The sequence below is a fragment of the Janibacter sp. DB-40 genome, assembly GCF_029510815.1.
Classification (GTDB): Bacteria; Actinomycetota; Actinomycetes; order Actinomycetales; family Dermatophilaceae; genus Janibacter.
Genome location: NZ_CP120360.1, coordinates 357,220 through 383,845, shown reverse-complemented (window position 1 = coordinate 383,845; position 26,626 = coordinate 357,220). Strand labels below are relative to the sequence as shown.

Annotated in this window: 25 protein-coding genes and 1 tRNA gene; 11 read left to right on the top strand and 15 right to left on the bottom strand. The window is 71.4% G+C overall.

The window, feature by feature from the left end; all coding sequences use genetic code 11:
• Nucleotides 1–200: 200 nt before the first annotated feature.
• Both PVE36_RS01865 and PVE36_RS01860 read left to right on the top strand, forming a co-directional pair.
• Nucleotides 201–2,111, top strand: a complete 1,911-nt coding sequence (locus tag PVE36_RS01865) for a DUF2339 domain-containing protein (RefSeq protein WP_277454223.1) — start codon at nt 201–203, stop codon at nt 2,109–2,111.
• 43 nt (nt 2,112–2,154) lie between these two features.
• Nucleotides 2,155–2,445, top strand: coding sequence for a WXG100 family type VII secretion target (locus PVE36_RS01860; protein ID WP_277454221.1), 291 nt, complete (start codon nt 2,155–2,157; stop codon nt 2,443–2,445).
• A gap of 177 nt (nt 2,446–2,622) precedes the next feature.
• Here PVE36_RS01860 and PVE36_RS01855 read toward each other — a convergent pair whose 3' ends face one another.
• The 6 genes from PVE36_RS01855 to PVE36_RS01830 all read right to left on the bottom strand — a co-directional run bounded on the left by PVE36_RS01855 (nt 2,623) and on the right by PVE36_RS01830 (nt 10,469).
• Nucleotides 2,623–5,154, bottom strand: coding sequence for an FtsX-like permease family protein (locus PVE36_RS01855; RefSeq protein WP_277454220.1), 2,532 nt, complete (start codon nt 5,152–5,154; stop codon nt 2,623–2,625).
• Nucleotides 5,154–5,894 (bottom strand): ABC transporter ATP-binding protein, encoded by a 741-nt coding sequence (locus PVE36_RS01850; RefSeq protein WP_277454219.1) that lies wholly within the window; start codon nt 5,892–5,894, stop codon nt 5,154–5,156. Before PVE36_RS01850 ends, PVE36_RS01855 begins: the two co-directional genes overlap by 1 nt.
• A 73-nt stretch (nt 5,895–5,967) precedes the next feature.
• Nucleotides 5,968–7,695 carry an alkaline phosphatase D family protein gene (locus tag PVE36_RS01845; protein ID WP_277454217.1) on the bottom strand — a complete coding sequence of 576 codons (1,728 nt, stop codon included), beginning with the start codon at nt 7,693–7,695 and terminating at the stop codon, nt 5,968–5,970.
• 134 nt (nt 7,696–7,829) lie between these two features.
• Complete coding sequence (groL, locus tag PVE36_RS01840) at nt 7,830–9,461, bottom strand: chaperonin GroEL (protein WP_277454215.1); 1,632 nt, start codon at nt 9,459–9,461, stop codon at nt 7,830–7,832.
• Nucleotides 9,462–9,674: 213 nt separating this feature from the next.
• The gene (locus PVE36_RS01835; RefSeq protein WP_277454214.1) at nt 9,675–10,142 is read right to left on the bottom strand and encodes a GNAT family N-acetyltransferase; all 468 of its coding nucleotides are present in this window, start codon (nt 10,140–10,142) and stop codon (nt 9,675–9,677) included.
• Between the two features lie 27 nt (nt 10,143–10,169).
• Nucleotides 10,170–10,469: a DUF3263 domain-containing protein gene (locus PVE36_RS01830; protein WP_277454211.1), complete on the bottom strand. Its 300-nt coding sequence runs from the start codon at nt 10,467–10,469 to the stop codon at nt 10,170–10,172.
• A gap of 239 nt (nt 10,470–10,708) precedes the next feature.
• Between PVE36_RS01830 and PVE36_RS01825 the strand changes: the two genes are divergently transcribed.
• On the top strand, nt 10,709–11,020 hold the full coding sequence (locus tag PVE36_RS01825) for a hypothetical protein (protein WP_277454210.1): 312 nt from the start codon (nt 10,709–10,711) through the stop codon (nt 11,018–11,020).
• 214 nt (nt 11,021–11,234) lie between these two features.
• Here PVE36_RS01825 and PVE36_RS01820 read toward each other — a convergent pair whose 3' ends face one another.
• Nucleotides 11,235–12,593 (bottom strand): pyridoxal-dependent decarboxylase, encoded by a 1,359-nt coding sequence (locus tag PVE36_RS01820; protein WP_277454209.1) that lies wholly within the window; start codon nt 12,591–12,593, stop codon nt 11,235–11,237.
• Nucleotides 12,594–12,633: 40 nt separating this feature from the next.
• Between PVE36_RS01820 and PVE36_RS01815 the strand changes: the two genes are divergently transcribed.
• The 6 genes from PVE36_RS01815 to PVE36_RS01790 all read left to right on the top strand — a co-directional run bounded on the left by PVE36_RS01815 (nt 12,634) and on the right by PVE36_RS01790 (nt 17,236).
• Nucleotides 12,634–13,311, top strand: coding sequence for a uracil-DNA glycosylase (locus PVE36_RS01815; RefSeq protein ID WP_277454208.1), 678 nt, complete (start codon nt 12,634–12,636; stop codon nt 13,309–13,311).
• On the top strand, nt 13,308–14,120 hold the full coding sequence (locus PVE36_RS01810) for an SGNH/GDSL hydrolase family protein (RefSeq protein ID WP_277454207.1): 813 nt from the start codon (nt 13,308–13,310) through the stop codon (nt 14,118–14,120). The genes PVE36_RS01815 and PVE36_RS01810 overlap by 4 nt, the downstream gene beginning before the upstream one ends.
• Before the next feature lie 125 nt (nt 14,121–14,245).
• Nucleotides 14,246–14,647, top strand: coding sequence for a TOBE domain-containing protein (locus tag PVE36_RS01805; RefSeq protein WP_277454205.1), 402 nt, complete (start codon nt 14,246–14,248; stop codon nt 14,645–14,647).
• Entirely contained in the window at nt 14,644–15,384 is a 741-nt protein-coding gene (gene modA / locus PVE36_RS01800) for a molybdate ABC transporter substrate-binding protein (RefSeq protein WP_277454203.1), read from the top strand. Before PVE36_RS01805 ends, modA begins: the two co-directional genes overlap by 4 nt.
• Nucleotides 15,381–16,163, top strand: coding sequence for an ABC transporter permease (locus PVE36_RS01795; protein ID WP_277454201.1), 783 nt, complete (start codon nt 15,381–15,383; stop codon nt 16,161–16,163). Before modA ends, PVE36_RS01795 begins: the two co-directional genes overlap by 4 nt.
• Nucleotides 16,160–17,236: an ABC transporter ATP-binding protein gene (locus PVE36_RS01790; RefSeq protein WP_277454199.1), complete on the top strand. Its 1,077-nt coding sequence runs from the start codon at nt 16,160–16,162 to the stop codon at nt 17,234–17,236. The genes PVE36_RS01795 and PVE36_RS01790 overlap by 4 nt, the downstream gene beginning before the upstream one ends.
• Here PVE36_RS01790 and PVE36_RS01785 read toward each other — a convergent pair whose 3' ends face one another.
• Nucleotides 17,237–18,364, bottom strand: coding sequence for an LCP family protein (locus PVE36_RS01785; protein ID WP_277454197.1), 1,128 nt, complete (start codon nt 18,362–18,364; stop codon nt 17,237–17,239).
• Between the two features lie 22 nt (nt 18,365–18,386).
• On the bottom strand, nt 18,387–18,977 hold the full coding sequence (locus tag PVE36_RS01780; protein ID WP_277454195.1) for a hypothetical protein: 591 nt from the start codon (nt 18,975–18,977) through the stop codon (nt 18,387–18,389).
• Nucleotides 18,978–19,097: 120 nt separating this feature from the next.
• Between PVE36_RS01780 and PVE36_RS01775 the strand changes: the two genes are divergently transcribed.
• Nucleotides 19,098–20,258 carry an acyl-CoA dehydrogenase family protein gene (locus PVE36_RS01775; RefSeq protein ID WP_277454194.1) on the top strand — a complete coding sequence of 387 codons (1,161 nt, stop codon included), beginning with the start codon at nt 19,098–19,100 and terminating at the stop codon, nt 20,256–20,258.
• A gap of 33 nt (nt 20,259–20,291) precedes the next feature.
• Here the strand turns inward: PVE36_RS01775 and PVE36_RS01770 are convergent, their stop codons facing one another.
• The 5 genes from PVE36_RS01770 to PVE36_RS01750 all read right to left on the bottom strand — a co-directional run bounded on the left by PVE36_RS01770 (nt 20,292) and on the right by PVE36_RS01750 (nt 25,251).
• Nucleotides 20,292–21,635, bottom strand: coding sequence for an MFS transporter (locus tag PVE36_RS01770; protein ID WP_277238897.1), 1,344 nt, complete (start codon nt 21,633–21,635; stop codon nt 20,292–20,294).
• A gap of 9 nt (nt 21,636–21,644) precedes the next feature.
• Nucleotides 21,645–21,773 (bottom strand): hypothetical protein, encoded by a 129-nt coding sequence (locus PVE36_RS01765; RefSeq protein WP_277454191.1) that lies wholly within the window; start codon nt 21,771–21,773, stop codon nt 21,645–21,647.
• A gap of 526 nt (nt 21,774–22,299) precedes the next feature.
• Nucleotides 22,300–23,160, bottom strand: a complete 861-nt coding sequence (gene folP / locus PVE36_RS01760) for a dihydropteroate synthase (protein WP_277454190.1) — start codon at nt 23,158–23,160, stop codon at nt 22,300–22,302.
• Entirely contained in the window at nt 23,157–24,113 is a 957-nt protein-coding gene (locus tag PVE36_RS01755; protein WP_277454189.1) for a glucosyl-3-phosphoglycerate synthase, read from the bottom strand. Before PVE36_RS01755 ends, folP begins: the two co-directional genes overlap by 4 nt.
• A gap of 58 nt (nt 24,114–24,171) precedes the next feature.
• Nucleotides 24,172–25,251 carry a hypothetical protein gene (locus PVE36_RS01750; RefSeq protein WP_277454188.1) on the bottom strand — a complete coding sequence of 360 codons (1,080 nt, stop codon included), beginning with the start codon at nt 25,249–25,251 and terminating at the stop codon, nt 24,172–24,174.
• Nucleotides 25,252–25,479: 228 nt separating this feature from the next.
• Between PVE36_RS01750 and PVE36_RS01745 the strand changes: the two genes are divergently transcribed.
• Nucleotides 25,480–26,022 carry a DinB family protein gene (locus PVE36_RS01745; protein ID WP_277454187.1) on the top strand — a complete coding sequence of 181 codons (543 nt, stop codon included), beginning with the start codon at nt 25,480–25,482 and terminating at the stop codon, nt 26,020–26,022.
• A 502-nt stretch (nt 26,023–26,524) separates the two neighbouring features.
• Here the strand turns inward: PVE36_RS01745 and PVE36_RS01740 are convergent.
• Nucleotides 26,525–26,600, bottom strand: a tRNA-Thr gene (locus PVE36_RS01740).
• Nucleotides 26,601–26,626 lie beyond the last annotated feature (26 nt).

Below are 26,626 nucleotides of genomic sequence, written 5' to 3'. Positions count from 1 at the left end.
GACGACGGTGCACAGTGGGACGCAGGAGCACAGAAGAGAGGAAGAGCGGCCGACCTGCTCGTTTCCCTCCCCCCGATGCGGGGGCCGACTTCCTCTCGCTCCTACAGGGGTGCTACCCCCGCCTCCGGGTGTGGCGTCTGGAGGCGGCGCTGAGTAGCCGAACTCATGCCCCCGGTGTGCGGGATCCGCACACTGGGGGCATGAGCATGTCAGGGGATCCCACACTTCAGGCCGTGCGCCAGCTCGAGGACGAGTTCGCCGAGGCCATGTCGCGCATGTACGCCGTCGGCAACGACCTGGCCCGGCTGCGCGCCCGACTCGTCCACGAGACCTCCCCGCACAAGTGGGCCCCGGCCCCCGACGCGGGGGCACCCCCGGTGGCACCGGCGGCGACGGCAGCGCACGCCACACCGCCGGCGCCGGGGACGACCGGGATGGTGACCGCACCGCCGGTGGCCCACGCCCCCTTCGCCGGGGAACGGCCGCCCCACGTGCCGCCGCCGGCCGGACCGTCGCAGCCGTCCACCCCGTGGTGGCAGCGCGATGGCCTGGTCTCCCGCCTGCTGGCCGTCGTGGGCGCCGGGATCACGCTCATCGGTGTGGCCTTCCTGCTGGCGCTGGCGATCCAGCTGGGCTTCTTCGGCCCGTTGGCGCGGGTCATCAGCGCGGGCCTCCTCGCCGCCGGGCTCGTCACCGCCGCGATCGTCGTGCGCCGTCGGCGGGCCGGCACCGCCGGTGCCCTCGGCCTGGCCGCCACCGGGTTCGCCACGGCCTACCTCGACGTCATCGCCGTCACCCGGATCTACGAGTGGGTCCCCGTGGCGGCCGGCCTCGGCATCGCCGGCCTGGTCGCGGTCGGTGGCCTCCTGCTCGCCCGTGCGTGGGACAGCCAGCTGCTCGCCGGCATCGCCGTCCTCGGCGTGGCCGCGCTCGCGCCGACCATCGCGTACGACCACATGCTGCTCGTGGCGCAGTTCCTCCTCGTCCTGACGATCGCCTCGTGGCCGGCCCAGGTCTCACGGCGGTGGCACGTGCTCGAGCTGGTCCGGGTCGTCCCCACCGCGATCGTGATCGCACTGCTCCCGGCCCTCGACGAGCCGGTCGGTGCGGTCATCCTGCTCGCCTGCGTGCTCGCCGGCTTCGTGCTCGCGACCGGCCTCGCGGGCGTCCGGGTCGACCGGACCCCTGCCCAGGCCGGGATCGCGGTCCCGGTCGTCGCCGTGCCGGTCCTCTCCGCCGCGCTGGCGGCGGAGCGGGCGACCGGCACCACCCTGATGATCGGGCTGACCCTCGCGCTCGTCCTCGTCGCCGCCCTCACCGCGGGGCGCCTGCCAACGGGCAGCCGCGGGGACACGCTGTTGGCCACCGGGAGCTGTCTGTACACGGCGGGGATCACCTCGCTGGTGGCCGCGGCGCTCGTCGCCGACGGCACCGACTGGTCGCTTCCGGCGCTGCTCACGGTCGGCGTGCTGTGGGCCGGGGCCTCGCTCGCGCTGCGCGACCGCACCGTCCTGCGCGCGACCCTGGTGACGTCGCTCCTGCCGTTGGTCCTCACGGTGACTCTCGTGCCGTACGCGATCGACCGCGGCACGGCGACGCAGGTCGAGCCCGCGCACCTCGTCGCGGCATCGCTCACGGTCGTGCTCCTGCTCGCCCTCGCCCAAACGGTCAGCGAGGCCCACCCCCGCACCATGATCGCGGTCCGGGCGCTGCTCGCGGGCGCGCTCCTCGCGGCGGGCGGCACCGTCATCATCGCCGGCGCCCTCCTGGGCGACCTCGCCGACGACGCGCGGGGTGGCTTCACCGCCGGCCAGACCGGTGCAACCGTGCTGTGGCTGGCGACGGCTGCACTGCTCCTGCTGAGGGGACTGCGTGGCTCGGCCTTCGCCGTCCCGGCGGGGCTGGCCATCACGGCGCTGAGTGTCGGCAAGCTGCTGTTCTTCGACCTGGCCTTCCTCGACGGGATCCCCCGGGTGCTCAGCTTCATCGTCGGAGGTCTCATCGTGCTCGGGATGGGCACCGGTTATGCACAAGCACTCGAGCGGTCGCGCCGGGAGCCGGGACCTGTGGACAAGTCCGGGGACGGGCCGCGCGCTCCCCATACGGTCTGAGGGACGGCCGGATCGTCCGGTCGGAACGACCGAAGGGGACACCATGAGCAGCTTCACCGTCAACACCGAGCGCATCGCCGGTAGCGCCTCCGACATCTCGCAGATCTCCGAGGAGGTCGAGAGCTCCGTCGCGGCGATGATGACCCGCCTGACCCAGCTGCAGAGCGACTGGACCGGCGCGGCCTCGGGCTCCTTCCAGGAGCTGGTCAGCGACTGGCGAGCCACGCAGCGCACGGTCAAGGAGAGCCTCGACGACATCTCGCGCGTGCTCGCCGAGGCGGGCCAGACCTACGCGAGCACGGAGGACGGGGTCAAGGCGTCGATGGGGCGCTGACGGCTCCCTCCCGTAACGGCTCCCTCCCGTACCGAGCGGACGCAGGGGCGGGCGGCCCTTGGGACGAAGTCCGGACACCGCAGGTGCACCGCGCACCGTGAGCTCGAAGTCCGGACTTCGCCCTGAGTCGGGCCACCCACGCCCTGCATCAGCTCGGGGGTGCCGCTGACCTGTTGGTTACTCCGTGGCGATGGCCTCGAGCACGTCCATCCGCGACGCGCGCCAGGCGGGGACCATGGCGGCCAGGATGCCGACGATGCCCGCCAGGCCGACGAAGAGCGCCAGCTGCGCCCACGGGATCGCCAGCTCGGTGATGCCGTCCTCGGCGAGCGCCCGCTGGATCGCGATGCCGGAGACGACGCCGAGGGCGATGCCCAGCAGCGCACCCAGGAGGGCGATGGCGATCGACTCCAGCCAGATCATCCCCTGCAGCTGTCGCCGGGACAGCCCGACGGCGCGCAGCAGCCCGACCTCACGGGTGCGCTCGAGGACGGACAACCCCAGGGTGTTCACGATGCCCAGGACGGCGATGACGATCGCCAGCCCGAGCAGGGCGTAGATGAGGTAGAGCAGCTGGTTGATGAAGCCGCGCTGCTCGTCGGCGAAGGCGTCCTGGTCCTTCAGGGTCACCAAGGGCTGGGCCGAGATCAGCTGCTCGATGTCCTGCGAGACGGCCTCCCTGTCGGCACCGTCCTCGATGAAGACGAAGGCCATGTTGTCGGCCCCCTGCCCGCCCATCGCGTCCACGGTGTCGACGCTCAGGATCACGTCGGGAGTGCCGAAGGTCTCCGGGTCCTCGAAGAACCCGGCGACCTCCAGCTGGCGGGTCTCCTCGCCGATGGTCACCGTCGTCGTGTCGCCGACCTCCCGACCGGTCTGGTGCCTCGTCGAGAGCAGGACCGAGTCCTCGCCGATGTCGGCGGATCCGGCGGCCATATCGAGCTCCTCGACCTCGTCGAAGGTCCGCGGATCGATCGCGACGGAGAACAGCTCACCCCCGTCGACGGTGGACTGGACGTAACGGATCGGGGAGACCGCGCGGACCCCGTCGACCCGGGTGGCCTCGGCGGTGATCTGCGACGAGTACGGCTGGCCGATCGCATTGCTCAGCACGTAGTCCGCCCGGAAGCTCTCGTCGATCTGCTTGTCGATGCTCGCGTTCGCGCTGGAGGCGATCACGCCCATGAGTGCGACGAGGGTCATGCCGATCATCAGCGCCGAGGCGGTGGCGGCCGTCCGGCCGGGGCTGCGCACGGTGTTCTGCTCGGCCATCCGGCCGACGCTGCCGAAGAGACGGCGGTAGACCCATCCCAGACCCGAGATCACCGGGCGCCCGACGAAGGGGGCGAGGAAGGCCGTGCCGAGGACGAGGCCGGCGATGCCGCCACCGATCCACCACAGCTCCCTCGACCCGGCGATGAAGAGCCCGTAGAGGAAGGCGAGCAGGCCGGCCACCAGCACCATGACCTCCACCGCGCTGCGGATCGGGTGGCTCCTCGCCGTCTCGACGGTGTCGCGCATGGCGGCGACCGGCGGGACCCTCCCGGCCCGGTGGGCCGGCAGCCACGCCGCGAGCATGGTCACGACGATGCCCACGACGTAGGTCGCGATGATCGTCCGCGGCTTGAAGACCAGCCCGGTCCCGCTGATGTCCAGGCCGAAGGTGGCGAAGAGCGTCCGGATCCCCATCGCGAGCAGCACGCCCAGGGCCAGGCCCAGCGTCGCGCCGATGAGGCCGATGATGAATGCCTCGACGAGGACCGAGCGGGTCACCTGTCGTCGGCTGGCCCCGATGGCGCGCAGGAGCGCGAGCTCGCGCCCGCGCTGGGCGACGAGGATCCCGAAGGTGTTGACGATGAGGAAGGACCCGACGAACAGGGCGACACCGGCGAAGACGAGCAGGAAGGTCGTGATGAACCCCAGCGCCTCCTCGAGCGAGTTCTCGTTGCGGTCGGACAGCTCCGCGCCGGTGAGGGTCTCGTAGGCCTCCGGGGTGAGCGGCTCGGCCTGCTCCACCAGCTCCGCGTTCTCGACCCCGTCCTTCGCGGTGACCCAGGCGGTGGAGTACTCGTCCTTGCCGTCCATGAAGTACGCCTGCATCGTCTCCGTGTCGAAGACGCTGATGGAGGCGCCGGCCACCCCCCCTTCGCCGAAGGTCAGCGCGCCGACGACCGTGGCCGAGATCTTCGGGCGGTCACCGGCCGTGACGAGGGTGATGTCGTCGCCGACCTCGTGCCCGGACTGCTCGAGGGTGAGCTCGTCGACCGCGACCTCGCCCTCGCTCGTCGGTGCGCGGCCCTCGGTGAGCGTGATCGGCGCCTCGCCGAACTGGTTGGGCGCGTCGTTGTAGTTGAAGGCCATCGCGGGGGCGCCCTGGCCACCGACGACGTTGCCGTTCTCACCGACGACGAAGACGCCCATGGCCTCGACGTTGCCGTCGGCGCGCGCGGCACCGGGCAGGTCGGCCAGGGCGGCGACCTCCTCGGCGGTCAGCGAGGCACCCGTGGAGCCACCGAACTCGTCGACCTGCTCGGGCTGGACGACGACGTCACCGACGGTGCCGGCGAAGATGCCGTCGAAGGTCCGCTCGAGGGTGTCGGTGAAGACGAGCGACCCGGCGACGAAGGCCGCCCCGAGGATGATCGCCATCGCCGACATGAGCAGGCGCGCCTTGCGCGCCAGCAGACTCTTCATGCTCGCCTTGAGCATCAGTGGACCCCGTTGCTGAGCGCGAGCATGCGCTCGAGGACGAGCTCACGGTCCGGCTCCCACAGCTCGTCGACGATCCGGCCGTCCGCGAGGAAGAGCACCCGGTCGGTGTGTGCCGCCGCGACGGCGTCGTGGGTGACCATGACGATCGTCTGGTCGAACTCGTCGACGCAGCGCCGCAGGAAGCCCAGCACCTCGGCACCGGACGTGGAGTCGAGGTTGCCGGTCGGCTCGTCGGCGAAGATGATCGCGGGCTTGGACACCAGGGCACGGGCGCAGGCGACGCGCTGCTGCTGCCCGCCGGAGAGCTCGCTCGGGCGGTGGGAGAGCCGGTCCTCGAGGCCGACGGTGCGGATGACCAGGTCGAACCAGTCCTCGTCGGGCCGGCGGCCGGCGATCGCGAGCGGCAGGAGGATGTTCTCCTTCGCCGTGAGCGTCGGGATGAGGTTGAAGGCCTGGAAGACGAAGCCGACGCGGTCGCGCCGCAGCCGGGTCAGGGCCCTCTCCTTCAGCCGCGTCAGGTCGGTGCCGCCGATGTCCACGCGCCCCTCGGTGACCTCGTCCAGCCCGGCGAGGCAGTGCATCAAGGTCGACTTGCCCGAGCCGGACGGGCCCATGATGGCCGTGAACTGGCCGGCGCCGATGTCGAGGTCGATCCCGTCGACCGCGACGACCGCGGCCTCGCCCCTGCCGTAGACCTTGCGTAGTGCGTGCGTGCTCGCAGCGACCTGCGTGCTCATGGCGTTACTCCCCTGATGGTGTCCGTGTGTCGCGCCCAAATCTATGGGTCGGGTGCGCACGCGGTCACTGGGGTCAGCCCCCGGACGCCTCCTGCGGGTGACGGGAGCCGGCGGGTCGGGCCACCCCGTCCACCCGGACCGAGGAGACCATGCGCAGGACGGGGTCGCGACCCTCGACGAGGTCACCGGTGAACCAGCTCAGCTGCAGCCCCTGCCCGTCGTCGTCGACCTCCGCCAGGGCGAGGTTGTTGTCGAACCACGGCCCGGCGGTCAGCTCCCACCGGTGGGGTGGGCTCTCGACGCCCGAGGTGCGGCGCGCCAACCACCGCATCGGCCGCACCAGGCTCTTGGCCATCTGCGACATGAGCATGCGCACGCCACGGGGCATGGGGTTGCGGATCGGGCTGCACACGGCCTGGATGATCCGGCTGTGGACGCCGTCGGCCGCGGCGCCGGGGTCGACGACCTCGGCGATGTAGGAGTGGTGCACGTCCCCGGAGAGGAAGGTGATCGTCCTGGGGGCGGTGCCACGCTCCCCCTTCGCCACCGACAGCACGAGGTCGAAAACCTCCTGGAAGCCGGACTGGAAGGCGGCCCAGTGCTCCAGGTCGACGACCTGGCGCACCGCCTCGGCGCTCCGCCGCACGAACGCACTCCGCTCCGGCCGCGCGAAGGACTCGCTGATCGCCTCGGTGTCGTGCAGGCCGGGCGGCAGCAGGTAGGGCACCGACGTCCCGATGAAGAGGTGCTCCACGCCACCGGTCAGCTGCTCGTCGAACCAGGCCAGCTCGTCGTCGTCGAGCATGGAGCGACGGTTGGGCTCGAGGACCCGGGCGGCACGCGAGTCGAGGACGATCAGGCGCGAGTCGCCCAAGGCCCGGGTGTAGCTCCACCGGTAGGTCATCGGGTCGTCGTCGACCCGGGCGGCGAGCAGGCGCAGCTCCTCGGTGATGTCGACATCGCCCGGGGCCGCGTCCGTCCTGTCCCCGACGAGCCGCCAGACCTCGTCCTGCGCCAGCTCCTCCGGCGCGAGGTTGCCGATGTGCTGGTAGACCCAGTAGGAGGCCAGGCCGGCCACGAGGCGCTCGTGCCACCACGAGGTCCGGTTCATCTGCTGGTGCCACGACCACGAGGTGTTCCAGTCGTCGCGGATGTCGTGGTCGTCGAAGATCATCGCGCTGGGCAGGATCGACAGCACCCACCGGATCGCCGGCTCGCTCCACGCCAGGCGGTAGAGGTGCGCGTACTCGGCGTAGTCCTTGATCTCCTCGTAGGGCGCCTGGTCGATGTCGCGCCGCGAGGAGATGAAGTCGAGCATCGCGGGACTGGTCTCGTCTGCGTAGACCTGGTCGCCGAGCAGGGCGAGGGCGTCCGGGCGGGTCGCCTCCCCCTTCGCCAGGGCCAGCGCGACGGTCCGCAGCGCGTCGACGCCGTGGCTGCGGTGGTACTCCTCGTCGTGGGGGACGCTCGTGCGGCAGGAGCCGAAGGCCAGCCGGGTGGGGCGGTGGTGCTGCAGCGTCGCGATGCTCGACGGCGGGAAGGGGGAGTCGGCCAGCGGCCACACCGGCTCGGCATCGACGGTGACCCGGTACTCGTACACCTGCCCGGGCTCGAGGTCGGTGATCATGACGAGCGCGTAGTGGTGGTCCTCGACGACGAAGGTCGCCGCCGACCACGAGCGCTCGCCGATGTGCACCTCGACGCGGGCGGCGTGGGTCGTCTCGACCCAGATCGTCGCCTTGTGCTCACCGACGAAGCGCAGCAGGGGGCCCAGGAGCAGGGGGGAGTTGTCGTCAGGCATCGCGTCCATCATGGTCCACATTCCTGTGAGGTGGCTTCGAGGGCGCTGGGCGACTTCGAGTGTCCACCGGGGTCGACGAAGGGCGGTCCCCCCGTGGGGAACCGCCCTTCGTCGTCACGCGTGGAGACCTGGGATCAGAAGCCCATGCCGCCCATGCCCATGTCGTCGCCACCGGGCATGGCCGGCGCCGACTTCTCGGGCTTGTCGGCGATGACCGCCTCGGTGGTGAGGAAGAGCGCCGCGATGGACGAGGCGTTCTGCAGCGCGCTGCGGGTCACCTTGGCGGGGTCGATGATGCCCAGGGCGATCATGTCGACGTACTCGCCGGTGGCCGCGTTCAGGCCCTCGCCGGCCGGCAGGCTGCCGACCTTCTCCGCGACGACGCCGCCGTTGAGACCGGCGTTGACCGCGATCTGCTTCAGCGGGGCCTCGGCCGCGACGCGCAGGATGTTCGCGCCGGTGGCCTCGTCACCCTCGAGCTGCAGCTTCTCGAAGGCAACCCTGGTCGCCTGCAGGAGCGCGACGCCACCACCGGCGACGATGCCCTCCTCGACGGCGGCCTTGGCGTTGCGCACCGCGTCCTCGATGCGGTGCTTGCGCTCCTTGAGCTCGACCTCGGTGGCCGCGCCCGCACGGATGACGGCGACGCCGCCGGCGAGCTTGGCGAGGCGCTCCTGGAGCTTCTCGCGGTCGTAGTCCGAGTCGGAGTTCTCGATCTCGGCCTTGATCTGGTTGACGCGGCCGTTGATCTGCTCCTGGTCGCCGGCGCCCTCGACGATGGTCGTCTCGTCCTTGGTGACGACCACCTTGCGGGCGCGACCGAGCAGGTCGAGCTCGGCGGTCTCGAGGGAGAGGCCGACCTCCTCGGAGATGACCTGGCCACCGGTGAGGATGGCGATGTCGGCGAGCATGGCCTTGCGACGGTCACCGAAGCCCGGGGCCTTGACGGCGACGGACTTGAAGGTGCCCTTGAGCTTGTTGACCACGAGGGTGGACAGCGCCTCGCCCTCGAGGTCCTCGGCGATGATCATCAGCGGCTTGCCCGACTGCATGACCTTCTCGAGGATCGGCAGGAGCTCCTTGACGTTGCCGATCTTGGAGTTGGCGATGAGGACATAGGGGTCCTCGAGCACCGTCTCCATGCGCTCGGTGTCGGTGACGAAGTAGCCGGAGATGTAGCCCTTGTCGAAGCGCATGCCCTCGGTGAGCTCGAGCTCGAGCCCGAAGGTGTTGCTCTCCTCGACGGTGATGACGCCTTCCTTGCCGACCTTGTCCATGGCCTCGGCGATCTTGGCGCCGATCTCCTGGTCGGCGGCGGAGATGGAGGCCGTGGCAGCGATCTGCTCCTTGGTCTCGATCTCCTTGGCCATCACGAGCAGCTCCTCCGAGACGGCCGAGGTGGCCTTCTCGATGCCGCGCTTGAGGGCCATCGGGTTGGCGCCCGCGGCGACGTTGCGCAGGCCCTCCTTGACGAGGGCCTGGGCGAGGACGGTGGCCGTCGTCGTGCCGTCACCGGCGACGTCGTCGGTCTTCTTGGCAACTTCCTTGACGAGCTCGGCGCCGATCTTCTCGTACGGGTCGTCGAGCTCGATTTCCTTGGCGATGGACACGCCGTCGTTGGTGATCGTGGGGGCTCCCCACTTCTTCTCCAGCACGACATTGCGGCCCTTGGGACCGAGGGTGACCTTGACGGCATCGGCGAGGGTGTTCATTCCCCGCTCGAGGCCGCGACGGGCCTCCTCGTCGAAAGCAATGAGCTTTGCCATTCGGGTGGTTCCTCCACGCGAATCGAAGGGTGCGACCGGGGGTGCCCGCGACGGACGGGACACTCCCACCCGGCTCACGTCACCGTGTGGTCGCGCCCCTCACCTGACCGGTCAGGACTGTCACTCTCACGGGGAGAGTGCTAAGGCCCATTATTGGCACTCTCCACCCGAGAGTGCAAACGCCCGGCGCCCGCGCACCGGCCCGTCCACCGGTCAGGGCGAAGGGGGGCGCAGCCGCTTCTGGCGGACGTCGGCCGCGGGGGCGTAGTCGACTGCGTCGTAGAACCCCTCGGCGCCGAGGTCGCACCGCAGCCGGATGACGCCGACCCCGGCCCCCTTCGCCCAGCTCTCGCAGGCGCCGAGCAGCGCGGCGCCGACCCCGCGGCGGCGCTGGTCGGCCGCGACGTACAGCGCGTGGACCCACAGGCGACCGCGGGTCCCGATCGGCTGCCCCGGCCAGGTCGACTCGGGCGGGAGGGTCGCCTGCAGGTAGCCCGCGTGGCCGCCCTCGAGCTCGGCGATCCACGTCGGCAGCTGCCCGCGGTGGCGCAGCCAGTGCCCGGCGGCCCGGTCGAGGTAGCCGTCCTCGCGCGACCCGTCGACCGCGATCGCGAACTGCAGCGACAGCGCGGCGACGATGAAGGCGTCCTCGGGCCCCGCCCGGACGATTCGCAGGCTCACGCCCTCATCGTGGCAGACCCCGAGGGCTCAGACCTCGAACCCCAGGCGGCGCGCGCTGCGGGTGCGCTGACGCTGGTCGCGCAGGCGACGCAGCCGCTTGATGAGCATCGGGTCCTCGGAGAGGGCGGCCGGGTTGTTGATCAGGCCGTTGAGCACCTGGTAGTACCGCGTGGAGCTCATGTCGAACAGCTCCTTGATCGCCTGCTCCTTGGAGCCGGCGTACTTCCACCACTGACGCTCGAAGGCCAGGATCTCGCGGTCACGGTCCGTGAGCGGGACCGACGTGGTCGGCTGGCTGGACTGATTGGCCTGGTTGGCGGGGTTCACGGAGTGCAGCGTACCGACCGAATCACAGGCCTGTCATTACCTCGGCGTGTCGGCTGGACACCCCACCCCACGAGGCCACTCGCCCCTCGTGGGCCCCACCCGTCACACCGCGTGACCGTTCGGCGCAAAGTCGCGCCGCGAGGGTAAGGAAAGAGTAAATTCCTCTCAACGGCGCGCTCACGCCGTGCGCTTCGGGGGGAACCGGGGGGAGCGCTTGTGGGGGAAAAAGGGGACAACTCATGAAGAAGCTCATCCTCGGCGGCGTGGCCAGCGTCGCCCTGCTCTTCGCCGGCACCGGCGCAGCATCCGCCGGTGAGTACACCGGCAACGGCGGGTCCACGCCCGTCCCCGAGCGCGCGGGGTCGATCTGCGCGTTCTCCGGCCAGGACATCCCGGACGACATCGAGAACAACCCGGCACCGGAGCTCGACGACGACTGGCTCGGCCGCGGTGTGCAGAGCTACGGCCAGTACGTCTCGAACGGTCTCAAGGACGCTCTCGGTGAGGAGCGCCCCGGCAACTCCTGCCGCGGGTACGCCTCCATGCGGTGACGTGCCCGCGTCCCCTGCTGTGACGCGAAGATCCCCGATGCGGTGAGGCGCTGCCCGGCGGCGGGCCGCCTCGATGCGGTGAGGCGCTGACTGCGCCGACCCACTCCGATCCGCCGTGCCCCGGGCCCACCACCCCCCTCGGTCCGGGGCACGGCCTTGCCCGCACGGGCACACGGGGGCACAGGACGCGGCTCCGCACCCGGGCTCGCGGCCCTCAGGTCATCGAGTCGAGGATGGCGGTGATGTCCTCGGGGGTCGTCTGCGGGTTGACGATCGCGAAGCGCGCGAGCGTCTCGCCGGCGTGCGTCGTCGGGACGACGAAGGCGAACTCCTCGTCGAGGATCCGGTCCGACCATGCCTGGTAGTCGGCGGCCGACCAGCCCAGCCGGCGGAAGACGACGACGGACAGGTGGCGCTCGCCGACGAGCTCGAGGTCATCCCGGCGGGCGATCTCCTCCTCGGCGAAGGCCGCGACGGCCAGGGTCCGCTCCACCGCACTCGTGTAGGCCCGCGTGCCGTGCGTCGCCAGGGAGAACCAGAAGGGCAACCCCCGCGCGCGCCGGGTCAGGCCGACGGAGTAGTCGGTGGGGTTCCAGTCCGAGGTGTCGGTGAGGACGTCGAGGTAGCCGGCCTTCTGGGTGTGGGCGGCCCGGGCATAGCCCGGCTCGCGGTAGACCAGCGCACAGCAGTCGAAGGGGGCGAACAGCCACTTGTGCGGGTCCACGATGAAGGAGTCGCAGTGCTCGATGCCCTCGTAGAGGTGACGCACCGAGGGCGCGGCCAGGCCGGCGCCGCCGTAGGCGCCGTCGACGTGGAACCAGATGCCGAACTCGCGGCAGACCTCGGCCACCGAGGCGAGGTCGTCGACGATGCCGAAGTTCGTCGTGCCCGCCGTGGCGACGACGGCGAAGTAGCTCTCCGGGCCGTGCGCGAGCAGGACCTCCCGCAACCGGGGCCCGGTCAGCCGACCGTGCTCGTCCGGCTCGACGGGCGTCAGCTCGGCATCCATGACCTCGCAGGCGGACGCGATCGAGCTGTGCGCCCCGCTCGTCGTCGCGACGCGGAAGGGCCGCACCCCCTTCGCCGCCTCGTGCCGTGCCCGGCCGCGCGCGGTGACGAGCGCGGAGAGGTTGCCGATCGTGCCGCCGGGGACGAAGACGCCGCCGGCGCCCTCGGGCAGGCCGACCAGGTCGCAGATCCACCGCAGCGCCTGGTTCTCGGCGTAGACGGCACCGGATCCCTCGAGCCACGAGCCGCCGTAGATGGAGCTCGCCCCGACGACGAGGTCGAACATCGCCGCGGCCTCGGTGGGCGCGCACGGGATGAAGGACAGGTAGCGAGGGTGGTCCACGGACAGGCAGGCCGGGGCGAGGACGTCGGCGAAGAGGCCCATCGCGGCCCGGCCGCCGAGCCCCTCCTCGGTGATCGTCGAGCCGGCGGCCTCCCGGAGCTGCTCCGGCGTCAGCGTGCGGTCGAGCGGCGGTGGGTCGTAGCGCAGTCGCTCTGCCGAGTAGTCGAGGATCAGGCGCTCGAGCTCGTCCAGCGAGGTGTCGTCGTCGGAGAATCCATGCACGCGGAGCACTCTATGGGCAGGGCGTGGGTAGGTTGACCCGGTGAGCACGCGCGACCTGTCCGACCTGATCCACCCCTCCTGGGCGAGCGCCCTCGAGCCGGTCGCGGGGACGATCACCGCGATGGGCGACTTCCTGCGCGGCGAGGTCCGTGAGGGCCGCGGCTACCTGCCGGACGGGGAGAACATTCTGCGCGCCTTCACCATCCCGGTCGACGAGGTGCGCGTCCTCGTCGTTGGGCAGGACCCCTACCCCACACCGGGCCACGCGATCGGGCTGTCCTTCGCCGTGGCCCCGCACGTGCACCCGCTGCCGAAGTCGCTGGTCAACATCCACCGGGAGCTCGTCGACGACGTCGGCGTCCCGCCGCCGAGCAACGGCGACCTCACCCCGTGGGCCGAACAGGGGGTCATGCTCCTCAACCGCTCACTCACGGTCACCCCGGGCAGCCCCAGCAGCCACCGCGGCAAGGGGTGGGAGGCCGTGACCGACCGCGCCATCGAGGTGCTCGCCCGCCGCGACGGGCCGCTCGTGGCGATCCTCTGGGGTGCCGATGCCCGCCGGCTGGCCCCTGCACTCGGCCGGGAGCGGTGCATCGAGAGCGTGCACCCCTCCCCCCTGTCGGCGTACCGGGGCTTCTTCGGCTCGCGCCCCTTCAGCCGCACCAACGACCTGCTCGTCCGGCAGGGCGCCGCACCCATCGATTGGAGACTTCCGTGACCGAGCACCCCGCACACCCCTGGCGCCGTTACGTCGCGATCGGCGACTCCTTCAGCGAGGGGATGTCGGACCTCGACCCCCATGACGAAGGGAGGTTCGTCGGCTGGGCGGACCGCCTCGCCGCGGAGCTGTCCACCCGCACCGGGGACGGCGACTTCCGCTACGCCAACCTGGCCGTGCGGGGCCGCAAGCTCGACGATGTCGTCGGCCCGCAGCTCCAGGACGCCCTGGCGATGGAGCCGGACCTGGTCTCGATGGTCGGCGGCGGCAACGACATCCTGCGACCGCGCGTCGACCTCGACGAGGTCGCCGACCGCCTCGAGCAGGCGGTGGCCCGCATCCGCGCGACCGGCGCCGACGTCCTCATGGCCACGCCCGCCGACCCGGCCGACGCCGGGCTGCTGTCGACGCTGCGGGCCCGCCACGGGGTGCACACCGCCAACATCTTCACCATCGCCCAGCGCCAGGGTGCGCACGTGATCAACCTGTGGGGCATCCGCTCGCTGCGCGACTGGCGCATGTGGGCCACCGATCGCATCCACCTGAGCACCGAGGGGCACCGCCGGGTCGCGCAAGCGGCGCTGGTCGCGTTGCGCCAGCCGGTCAGCGACGCGCACTGGAACCAGCCGCTCCCGCCGGCGCCCGCCGTCCCGCGCCGGGAGCAGCTCGCGGGCACCGCGCAGTGGACCCGCACCCACGCCGCCCCCTGGGTGCGTCGTCGCCTCACCGGCCGCTCCTCCGGCGACGGGCGACCGGCGAAGATCGGGCAGCTGACCCCCTTCGGCCCGGCTGACCTGCCCGACGCCTGACCCGCAACTGCTTAGGCTCCTGCGACCCTCCGCCCGCAACTGCTTAGGCTCCTGCGACCCTCCGCCCGCAACTGCTTAGGCAGTTGCGAATGTGGTCACGCAGATGCGGCTGATATCGTCCGATCATGACGCAGATGCGGGTTTCCGAGGCGGCCGAGCTCCTCGCGGTCTCACCGGACACGGTCCGGCGGTGGATCGAGGGCGGCCGTCTCACCGCGACGAAGGGGGAGGGCGCCACCCTCGTCGACGGGGCCGGCCTCGCCCGGCTGGCCCAGGAGGTCGCCGCACCGCCGTCGGTCGGCCCGGTCCACGACGAGTCCGCCCGCAACCGGATGCGCGGCATCGTCACCGAGGTCAAGCGCGACGGGGTGATGGCCCAGGTGAGCCTGCAGGCCGGTCCCTTCCGCATCGTCTCGCTCATGTCCCGCGAGGCCGCCGACGAGCTGGGCCTGGAGCCGGGCAGCGTCGCGGTGGCCTCGATCAAGTCGACCAACGTCATCATCGGCACCTCAGGAGGGTCTGCATGAGGTCCGGGGTGACCGCCGCCCTGGTCGTCACCGCCCTCGTCCTGACCGCCTGCAGCTCCGGACCCGACCCCGAGCAGACCCTCCGGGTCGGCGCCGCCGCGTCGTTGCAGGAGCCCTTCGAGGAGATCGCCGAGAACTACGAGGCGGAGCACCGCCACGTGGGCGTCGAGCTGCAGTTCGCCGGGTCCTCCGACCTCGCCGCGCAGATCAGCAACGGCGCCGAGATCGACGTCTTCGCCTCCGCCGACGAGGAGACCATGGAGCGGGTCTCGGCGGACGTCGCCGGCGAGCCGACGGTCTTCGCCACCAACACGCTGACGATCGTCACCGAGCCGGGCAACCCCAGGGGCATCTCCGGCCTGGGCGACCTCGAGGACGACACGCTCGACGTGGTCACGTGCGCCCCCCAGGTGCCGTGTGGGCGCGCGGCCGAGGACCTCGCCCGGGCGCGCGGCGTGACGCTGACCCCGGTGAGCGAGGAGTCCAGGGTCACCGACGTGCTGGCCAAGGTCACCTCCGGCGAGGCCGATGCCGGGCTGGTCTACGTCACCGACGCGGCCGGCGCCGGCCAGGACGTCGCGACCGTCCCGATCAGGGGCGCCGACGCGCAGCCCAACCGCTACCCCATCGCGGCGCTCACCAGCGCCCCGAGCGACGAGGCGCAGGCCTTCGTCGACGCCGTCACCGACGCCCGGGGGCAGCGGATCCTCGACGACCACGGCTTCGGGCTGCCGTGAGGCCACCGGGCTGGCTGTGGGTGCCCGCGGCGGGAGCGGTGCTCCTCGTCGTGGTCCCGCTGCTGGGTCTCGTCGCCGAGGTCGAGCCCGGCCGGCTCCCGGAGCTGCTGACCACGCAGGCCTCGATCGACGCGCTGCTGCTCTCGCTGCGGACCGCGAGCGCCGCCACCGTCGTGTCCCTGCTGCTCGGGACGCCGCTCGCGCTCCTGCTCGCCCGCGGTCGCTGGCCCGGCCAGTCGCTCCTGCGCGCCCTCGTCCTCGTGCCGCTCGTGCTGCCGCCGGTCGTCGGCGGCCTCGCGCTGCTCCTCACCTTCGGCCGACGCGGCCTGCTCGGCCAGCACCTCGAGGCGGCCGGGCTGTCGATCTCCTTCAGCACCACGGCCGTCGTCCTCGCGCAGAGCTTCGTCGCGCTGCCCTTCCTCGTGCTCTCCCTCGAGGGGGCCGTGCGCGGTCTGGGTCGTCGCCACGAGGAGGTCGCGGCCACCCTGGGGGCCGGTCCGTGGCGGCGGCTGACCCGGGTCACCCTGCCGCTCGTCGCGCCGGGACTGATCTCGGGGTGCGTCCTCGCCTTCGCGCGGGCGCTCGGGGAGTTCGGGGCGACGCTCACCTTCGCCGGGTCCGCCCAGGGCCGCACCCGCACCCTGCCCCTGGAGATCTACCTCCAGCGCGAGAGCGACCCCGACGCCGCCGTCGCGCTCGCCCTCGTGCTCGTCGTCCTCGCGACCGGCATCGTCGGCACGGTCTACGCGCGCACCATCCGGCCGGAGCCGACGGCATGAGCCTGCAGGTCCGCGCCGAGTGGGCGCAGCGGGGACTGTCCGTCGACCTCGACCTGCCTCCCGGTCGGCACGCGGTCACCGGCCCCAATGGCAGCGGCAAGTCCTCGCTGCTCTCCGTCGTCGCCGGCTTGTCCCGACCGGACTCCGCCCACGTCGTGCTCGACGGCCGCGTCCTCGACAGCGTCCCCCCGCACCGCCGGCGGGTCGGGCTGATGAGCCAGGCACCGGCGCTCTTCCCGCACCTGGACGTGCGCGACAACGTCGCCTTCGGCCCGCGCAGCGCCGGTCGGGGACGAAGGGGGGCCCGCGCCACCGCGGACCACTGGCTGGAGGTGGTCGGCATGGGTGCCTTCGCCGACCGTCGACCGGCGCAGCTGTCCGGGGGCCAGGCCGCGCGGGTGGCCCTGGCCCGGGCGCTCGCCGCGGAGCCGGACGCGCTCCTGCTCGACGAGCCCCTCGCCGCGCTCGACGTCGAGGCGACGCCGGCCATGCGAGCCGTCCTCGCCGACGTCACGCACGCGCGCGAGGACCTCGTCGTCGTGCTCGTCACCCACGACGTGCTCGACGTGCTCACGGTCGCCGACGGGCCCGCGGACACGATGACCGTCCTCGGGGAGCGCGTGGAGCACGGGCCGGTGCGGCACGTGCTGGAGCACCCGCGCAGTGCCTTCACCGCCGGCCTGGCCGGGCTGAACCTCGTCCACGCCGAGGCACTCCCGGGCAGCGGGGCGCTCGCGTCCCCCCACGGCTCGACGCTGGAGATCGCGACCGGTCCGCACGACGTCACCGGCGCGTGCTGGGTGACCTTCACCCCTGACGCGGTCTCGCTGCACCGCGAGCACCCCGAGGGGTCCCCGCGCAACGTGTGGCACGGCCGGGTCTCCCGCATCGAGGCGCACGCCGGCCGGGCCCGGGTGTGGTTGTCGACACCGGTGCCGATGAGCGCAGAGGTGACCCCTGCGGCGCTGGCGGCACTCCCCCTTCGCCCGGGTGACGGGGTGTGGGCCTCGGTCAAGGCGAGCCAGGTGCGGGTGCACGCGGCCCACGCCGTGCCGCCCGACGCCGCGGACTAGCTACAGCCGGCCGTCGCGGAAGCTGCGCAGGTCCTTCCTCGACTCCGCGCCCAGGCGCACGATCGACTGGCCGGACTGCATGCCGGTCGGGCCGACGGCGACCTCGTGGCCGACCTTCATCGGGTTGACCTTGTAGAAGCTCGCCGCGAAGCGCAGCATCTGCGTCGCGGTGAGGTCACTGCTCGCGTGCTCGTCGATGACGGTCAGCGCCCGCGGCAGCGTGTCCGGCCCCTGGACCCGCGCCTGGATCGCGGCGGCGAGGATCAGCAGACCCTGGTGGCGGGAGCGGTCGAAGTCGCCGCGCGGCAGGGTCTTGCGCTCCCGGGAGTAGGCGAGCGCCTCGTTCGGGCCCAGCTTGGTCTTGCCCTCGGGGATCTGGCCGCCGGGCAGGTGCGAGTCGAGCCCGTCCGGGGAGTCGAAGCTCAGCGGCCCCAGCTCCTCGACGATCGCCTTGAACCCCCCGAAGCCGGTGACGAGGTAGCCGTCGACGTCGATGCCGCTGAGGCTCGAGACCGCGCCGACCTCGGCCTCGGGGCCGCCGTAGACCATCGCGGCGTTGAGCTTGCCGTGGCCGTGCCCGGGGATGGGCACCCACAGGTCGCGCGCGAAGCCCATGACGCCCGCGCCGCCGGACCCGTCGACGCCGAGCAGCTGGATCGCGTCCGCGCGGGAGCGCTCGACCGTCTGGCCGGGTCGCGCGTCGCTGCCGAGCAGGAGGACGTGGCGCGGGCCCGTGCCGAGGTCGGCCTTCTCGTCCATGGAGGGCCACCACCCGCCGACGACGCGCCACTGCTCGCCCTTGGGGCGCACGGCCAGGGTGACGTCGTCCTCGGAGGTGACGACGGCGACCTTCGCACCCCGCCACGTGCCCGTCGTCGCCGCGCCGGTGATCGACTGCGAGCCGTACTTCTTCGCCACGGCCTCGGTCAGTCCCTGCGAGGCGCCGTCGATGGCGACGGTGGGCGTCGAGGTGGTCGACGAAGAGGACGTGGTCTCGGACGACGAGGACGAGGTGGTGGTGGTCGACGAGCTGGTGTCACCCCCTTCGTCCGGGGAGCCGGTGCAGGCGATCAGGGTCAGCGCCGCCACGGTGGTGACCGCCGTGGCGCGGGCGGAGGGAGGTCTCACCCCTCCACGGTAGGTGGAGGGGTCACTTCTCGACGGTCGCCGTGCCGTCGGTGACGTCGACGAGGACCTGGTGGTCGTCGTCCTCCTCCTCGGTCGCCGCGGTGTCGACCGTGACCTTCCAGTAGTGCTGGCCGTCGATCTCGATCAGGCGGGTCTCGTCGAAGCTGCCGTCGACCTCGGACATCGCCGTCTCGACGGCCGAGCCGAGACCGATCTCCGCCTGGTCCAGGCCCTCGCGTGCCTCCGGATGGAGGCCGAACTCCTCGTGCTCGGTGACGTCGTGGTTCGGCTTCACCTCGAGCGCGACGCCGTGCACCCCCTCGGCGACTTCCACCTCCCAGATGCCGTCGTCGTCGCTCTCCTCGATCTCGTAGGCCGTCCCGCCGGCCTCGGCCTCGGCGGCCTCGATCGCAGCGAGGACCCTCTCGAGGTCACCGACCTCCCCGGACGGACCGGAGGGGTCGCTCTCGGATCCGCTCGCCGGCGAGGCCTGGGAGCTGCTCGTCGCGCTCGAGGTCGTCGTATCCTCGGAGGTGCCGTCCGAGCCGCACGCGGCAACCGCGAGCACCGAGGCCGTGGTGAGGGTGGTGAGGGCGATCCGCGATCTGGTCATGTCTCCACCATGGACCCGAGTGGACGGAAGACCAAGGGCGGCGTCGGAGGAGCAACCGAGGGGCCCCCGTCCGGAGGGACTCTCGCCACGCCCTCCCCCATCCCTCATACAGTGGGTCGCATGCCAGCAACCAGGCTCATGCCCACAGAGATCGGCGACGACCTGATCGAGCTCACCCGCTCGATCTGCGACAAGTCGCTGCGCCCCCAGGTCGACGACGTCGAGGCCCGTGCGGCCACCGAGGAGGTCTTCCCCCGGGAGGTCTTCCGCACCCTGGGGCGGGCGGGTCTGCTCTCCCTCCCCTACCCGGAGGAGCTCGGCGGCGGTGGGCAGCCGTACGAGGTCTACCTGCAGGTCGTCGAGGAGATCGCCTCGGCGTGGGCGTCCGTCGCCGTCGGCGTTTCGGTGCACTCGCTCACGACCTATGCGGTGCACACCTTCGGCAGCCGGGAGCAGCAGGAGGCCCTGCTGCCCGACATGCTCTCCGGGGAGACGCTCGGCGCCTACGCGCTCTCCGAGCCGCTCGCCGGGTCCGACATCGCGGCGATGACCACCCGAGCGACCCCCGACGGTGACGACTGGCGCATCCGTGGACGCAAGGCGTGGATCTCCCACGGCGGCCACGCCGACTACTACACGACCTTCGCCCGCACGAGCGACGACGGCGGACGCGGCGTCAGCTGCTTCGTCGTGCCCGGCGACGCGGAGGGCATCACCTTCGGCGCCCCGGAGAAGAAGATGGGCCTGCACGGCGACACGGTGCGCGAGGTGATCTTCGACGACGTGCCCGTGGCGGGCGAGCGTCTCGTCGGGGACCTCGGGCGCGGGGTGCCGATGGCCCTCGCGGGGCTCGACGCGGGACGGCTTGGCATCGCGGCCGTCGCGACCGGTCTGGCCCAGTCGGCGCTCGACGTCGCGGCGAAGTACGCCACCGAGCGCGAGCAGTTCGGGCGGTCCATCGCGAGCAACCAGGGCCTGGCCTTCCTCCTGGCGGACATGGAGGCCGCGGTCACCAGTGCCCGCGCGACCTACCTGCACGCCGCGCGGCTGCGTGATGCCGGGCGCGCCTTCGGCAAGGAGGCCGCCGTCGCCAAGCTCGTCGCGACCGATGCGTCGATGCGGGTGACGACGGACGCGATCCAGGTCCTCGGCGGCGCGGGGTTCACCGAGGACTTCCCGGTCGAGCGGTACTTCCGCGAGGCGAAGGTGACCCAGATCTTCGAGGGCACCAACCAGATCCAGCGCCTGGTCATCTCCCGACAGCTGCTCGCCTCGCTCTGACGCCTCCGATACGTACTGCTGCTGGCTCCCGGCTCAGTCGTCGTCCGGGTCGCGCGAGATCCCCGGCAGGAGGGTCGAGCCACCGCGCAGCGCCTCGAACGCGCCGGGCACGCGTGCCACCCGACGCAGGCTGTGCCGCCGGTAGCGCCAGATCATCCACGCACCGAAGCCCCACAGCAGGAACTGTGAGCTCATCGCGATCCGGAAGTCGTCGAGCGTGTACGTCTCCGGACCGCCCGGCGCGATCTGGTCGAGGATGACCCCCACGAGAGCCATCGTCGTCAGCGAGGCGATGAAGCCGCCCATGTTGACCATCCCGGAGGCCCGCCCGTAGCGCTCGCTGCGGTGGAAGCTGCGGGCCAGGTCGAAGGCGATCATCGACCCGGGGCCGCCGACCGCGGTGACCGAGACGAGGACGATCAGCAGCCAGAAGGGCGACCGGTCCGGCAGGGCGAGCACGATCGCCCAGACCAGGGAGATGGCGCCGACGACCACCAGGGCCATCAGGGAGCGGTAGTAGGGGTGGCGCCCGGTCCAGCGGCCGATCGTCGGCCCGGCGAAGAGCGCGACGAAGGTCATCCACGTCAGCAGCGCCGAGGCCTGCCCCGGCGTCAGGCCCTGCCCGGCGACGAGGAACGGAAAGCCCCACAGCAGCGCGAAGACGGTCGGGGCGAACTGCGTGGTGAAGTGCACGGAGAACCCCAGCCGCGTCCCCGGGTCACGCCACACCTGCCCGAGGCTGTCGCGCAGGGCGCGAATCTTGATCTTCTCGACGGCGCCGCGCTCGTAGGGCGAGTCCTTGACGACGAGGAAGATGCCGAGAATGCCCACGACGCCGAGGAAGCCGGCCGTCGCATAGGTCATCGTCCAGCCCCACGCGTGCAGTGCGGCGCTGAGCGGGATGGCCGCGGCGACCGCCCCCATCTGACCGATCATCCCGGTGAGCTGGGTGATCACCGGCGCCTGCCGCACGAGGAACCACAGCGCGATCAGCCGCAGCACGGAGGTGAAGACCATCGCGTCGCCGGCACCGATGAGGGCCCGCGCGCCCAGACCCATCGCGAAGCTGTCGGCCGTGGCGAACCAGAGCTGTCCCGCGGTCATCGCCACGAGTCCGCTGATGATCAGTGCCTTGGACCCGAAGCGGTCGAGCAGCACGCCGACCGGGATCTGCATCCCCGCGTAGACCGCGAGCTGCAGAACGGTGAAGGTCGCCAGCTGGCTGCCGCTGATGTCGAAGCGCTCCGCCGCGAGGAGCCCGGCGACGCCGAGGGAGGTGCGGTGGAAGACGGCGAGCACGTAGACGGCGAGCGCGGTCGCCCAGATGAGGTAGGCGCGGCGCCGTCCGATGTTGTGCAGCTGTCGGGTCCCGGTCACGCGCTCATGCTATTTCCCGCTCCAGCGGGCGAGGAGGTACTGCACGCCGAAGGGGGACTCCTCCGCGAGCACTTCGCCGTGCACCCGCTCACCGGTGAAGGCGCCGGCCAGAACCTGCAGCGCAGGGCGCCCGCGCATCCACAGCCGGTCGCAGGTGGTCGGGTCGAGGTCGGCGAGCGCGGTCGTGTCGGCTGCCGCGAGTGCCCGGCCCAGCGCATCGGCGAAGGGGGCCGCGTCCGGTTGCAGGTGGCCCGGCGCCTTCTCGGTGAGGGTGGCCGGCCCGTCGGCGACGACGAGGAGGAGCGTTTCCTCGTCGGCGAGCGAGCGGCCCAGCTCGAGACAGTCGGCCGGGTGGGCGTCGGCGGCGATCGACTGCAGGACCGGTTCGCCCCCTGCGGAGGGGCGAACCGGCGGCCGATCTCGAGGGCCGTGGGCAGCGCGCCCTCGGGGAGGCGGCCGGTGGTGAACCGGGCTGCGCCGGAGGGCGCATCGCTCGGCCAGGTCGTGGTGGACCGGGCCGAGCCGATCACGACGAGGCGAGTGACCCCCTTCGTCATGGTGTCGGCGACGAGGGCGCGAGCCCGCTCCCGCAAGTCGGCGAGCGGGTCGGCGGCGCCGCCGATGCCCGGCAGCAGCGCCGGCGCGGCAGGGACGACGACGGCCCTCATGCCAGGCCCCGCATGGTGCGGGCGGGGGGCCGCTCGCCGCGCAGGGTCGCGACCATGTCGAGGACCTGACGGGTCTCAGCGACCTCGTGCACGCGGTAGATCCGCGCGCCCAGCCACGCGGAGACGGCCGTGGTGGCGAGGGTGCCGACGAGGCGCTCGTCGACGGGCCGGTCGAGGGTCTCGCCGACGAAGTCCTTGTTGGACAACGACACCAGCACCGGCCAGCCGGTCTCGACCATCTCGTCGAGGCGGCGGGTGATCTCGAGGGTGTGGTGTGTGTTCTTGCCGAAGTCGTGCGCGGGGTCGATGACGACGGACTCCCGGGCGACACCGGCGGCGACCGCGCGCTCGGCGTACCCGAGGACCCCGTCGAGGACCTCGGTCATGATGTCCCGCTCGTAGCTCGTGCGGTACGGCCGGGTGCGGGGCGTGACGCCCCCGGTGTGGGTGCAGATGATCGCGGCGTCGTGGCGGGCGGCGACGTCGACGAGTGCGGGGTCGGCCCCGCCCCAGGCGTCGTTGAGCACGTCGGCCCCTGCGCGGCAGACCTCCTCGGCGACCTCGGCGCGCCAGGTGTCGACCGAGATCACGAGGTCGGGGTGGGCGGTGCGGACGCGGGCGACGAGCCCGGCGACGCGGTCGATCTCCTCGGCGGCGTCGACGTCACCGCCGGGGGCGGCCTTGACCCCACCGATGTCGACGATCTCGGCGCCCTGCTCGACGACGAGGTCAACCCGCTCCATCGCCTTGTCCTCGGCGAAGGTGGCGCCCTTGTCGTAGAACGAGTCGGGTGTGCGGTTGACGATCGCCATGATGAGCATCGCGTCGTCGGCGAAGGTGTGGCGCCCGAGTCTCATCGTCGACCTCCCGGGTAGCCGGTCTGCTCTCGTGCCGGCGGTCGTTGGGCGAACGGGACCGGCCGGGGGCGCCAGCCGCCGTCCCGCGTGAACTGCTGCAGCTCCTGCGCTGCGACGTCGATCGACCCGGTCGTGCCGTGGCACCGCGCGTGCACGACGGCGAGGAGCTCGGCGGCCATGACGGCGAGGTCGTGGTCCTTCTGGTGGCGGTGGGCGCGGGCGCCGAGGTCGACCTGGGCGATCGCCTCGAGGCCGTGGCGGGCGTGCGTGTCGATGAGGGTGGCGATCTCGACGCCGTACCCGGTGGGGACCGTGATCGACTCCATCAGGGAGCGGCGCACCGCCCACTCCCCCGCGAGCGGTTGGACGACTCCCGCCAGCTCCGGCCACCACAGGTCGAGGACCGGGCGGGCGACGAGCTCGGTGACCCGGCCCCCTTCGGTGCTCGGCTCCTGGCCGTCGACGTCGAGGACGCGGTCGTACCACCCCTTGACGAGCTGCGTGGCCGGGTCCACGGTCAGCGCACCCACGAGCCCGGTGACGAAGTGGGGTCCCCACGACGTGAGGTCGGCGTCGACGAAGACGAGGTGGTCGCCGGTGGTGACGAAGAGTGACTTCCACAGCGCCTCGCCCTTGCCCGGGTGGCTGCCCAAGTGTGGGGCGATCTCCGCGGAGCGGTGCACGGTGGCACCGGCGTCGGCCGCCACCCGGGCGCTCGCGTCGGTGGAGTCGGAGTCGATGACGACGAGCTCGGTGACGAGTGGGGTGTCCTCGACGAGCTCGCGCCGCAGGACGGAGACGACGTCCCCGACGGTTTCGGCCTCGTTGCGGGCGGGGATGACCACGCTGACGGTCTCCCCCTTCGCCGTCAGACGCTCGACCAGGTCAGCGGCGGCGAAGTCCTCGTGGTGGTGGCTGTGGGCATCCAGCCACTCGAGCGTGACGTCCTCCATCAGTGGGCCCGTCGTCGCTCGATCACGATTCCGAGGGTAGACGTACAGTCCGCGAAGGTCAGAGGCAGTTGTCGATGTTCTCCTGCGTCATCATCCAGTGCCACTCGCCATCCTCGAGGACCATGTGCGAATCCACAGGGACCTTAACGCCCTCCATGGACACCTGCGCGCTCACCTGGGTGGATGGGACCTGAACGTCCGTGCCGGGGATTGCCGTCTCCCCAGCATCCTTCACCGCGAGGACCTTCTCCCACGTGAACTTCGGCGGCGCGTCCTCAGAGCGGCACGTGGCGTACTGGTCCTCCGAGATCACCGCCTGCTGCGCGCTCACCAGCGTCGCGTAGTGCGCCTCCCAATCCTTGGCGTTGAACTGCTCCAACCACCTCTTCAACGCCACCCCCGGAGAACCCGCCGCATCTGCCGGCGACTCGGACGAGTCAGGCGCCTCACTGTCGAGCCCCTCGCCATCCCAATCGATCGGCGGACCGGTGAAGACATCGCAGCCGGCAGGGGTACCCGTGACCAGAAGGTGAGCGTCCACCTTCGCCTTGCCTGACGCGGGGACGAGTGCCGGATAGGTCGTGCCACCCCCGACGATGTCGTCCGACCCGTTCCTGCACACAACGGCTATGCGCGGCGACTTCATCGCGACGCTGAGCGGGTTCGTCACCTCGAACGAGGCTTCACTGGCTCCATACTTCTCACTCACGGCCACCTTGCCGATGGGCACCTCAGGGAAGGGCGTGTCGCTGAAGACGCCCCTCGCCTCGACGTCCAGCGTCGCCTCCACCGTCGCAGCCATCTGACCCGGCTCAAGGTCGACCTGTGCGCCGAGGGCGTGGTCGGCATCAGGGCGGTGGAAGGGCTCGACCGCTGACTCGGACCCGAGGATCTCACCCTCGCTGTTCAAGACGTTGAACTGGACTGTCACGGTCTGCCCCACGTACTTGCTGTTGTTGTGGACTACGGCCGTGGCCCAGACGTACTCACCGTTCTGACCGAACCCGCTCTCCTTGATCGTGCCGAGCTCCGCCGGGGCGGATTCGGATGGCGACGCATTGGCCGCAGTGGCCGTCGCGGTTGCGCTCTCGGTGCCGTCGGTACCTCCGCAGGCCGACAGAGCAAGAACCGCGGCCATGCAGCCAATGGAAACCAAACGCATGGTGGACCCCCCCAGGAAACGGTGTTCGTGAACGAAGCGGACGGTAGCCCCGTCCACTGACAACCGAGGCCGGCGTCCGCCAGCCGATTCTCAACTGTTGCGGTAGTTACCCCTGACTTCGACGAGGGCCCGGGTCCGCTTCTCGGGAACGAGTCCTCGGAAATCCCCTGCGTAGGGATGTTGTGCGCCTCTAGGCTCATCAGCATGGCCATTGCGTTCGACGAACACGACCGACCTGAGCCTCCGCTGCACGGCTCGGAGTGGGAGACGCTGACCGGCTTCCTCGACTACCAGCGGGCGACCCTCGCTTGGAAGACCCGCGGCTTGGGCGCCGAGCAGCTGGGCCGCACCCTCGCGGCCTCCACCATGACGCTCGGTGGCCTGCTGAAGCACATGGCCTACGTCGAGGACCACTGGTTTGGTCGGTGGCTGTGGGACGTGCCGAACCGAGAACCCTGGGCCTCGGTGGACTGGGATGCCGATGAGGACTGGGACTGGAACTCGGCCGCCGCCGACTCACCCGAGCAGCTCCGAGCCCTGTGGTCGAGCACCGTCGAGCGGGCGCGGGACTCCGCAGAGCGGGCCGTGGCCGACGGCGGTCTGGCACGAGAAGCAGCACATCGTTGGCCCGACGGCCGCGGGCCGAGCCTGCGTTGGATCCTCACGCACATGATCGAAGAGTACGCCCGGCACAACGGTCACGCCGATCTGTTCCGGGAAGCGATCGACGGCGCCACCGGCGAGTAGTCGTCACTAGGAGAACTCGCGGAACCAGTCCTGCAACGCTTCCGAATCTGCGCCGGCAGGGAGCTGGCGGGGGGACTCGAACCCCCCAACCACCTGCTTGCCCTTGGGCCTTCTCTGATGGCTCCTGCTGACATGCCACCCGCCCGTCATCCCGGGCTTTTTGTTGACATCGGGCGGCCTGACTCGGACTTCTTCGGCAAGGCTGCGTGCGGAAGTGGAGGGCTGACCGGTTCTAGCCGCCGACCCTGGAAACACGAATGCCCCCTTCGTCTGGGGGAGGGAAGGGGGCAACGCGGATCGCGCCGCGCGAAGGCGGACGATCTTCCCCCGGGGGGCGGGGGTCATCGAGCACCCTAGGAGCAGCCCGTGTTGTTGTCACGGTGACATGCGGTGAGGTGCTCCTGCTTTTCGCAGGTGGCCAGGTGTGTGCCGTCCTAGCCGCCGAGCCCGGCTTCGAGGCTTCGGCCGTGAACGGCCTCGCACCTCAGCCACCGTCGATGGGTGGAGCTGGCGGGGGGACTCGAACCCCCAACCACCTGTTTACAAGACAGGTGCGCTGCCAATTGCGCCACGCCAGCGTGCCCGGGGACGAAAAACCGGGACC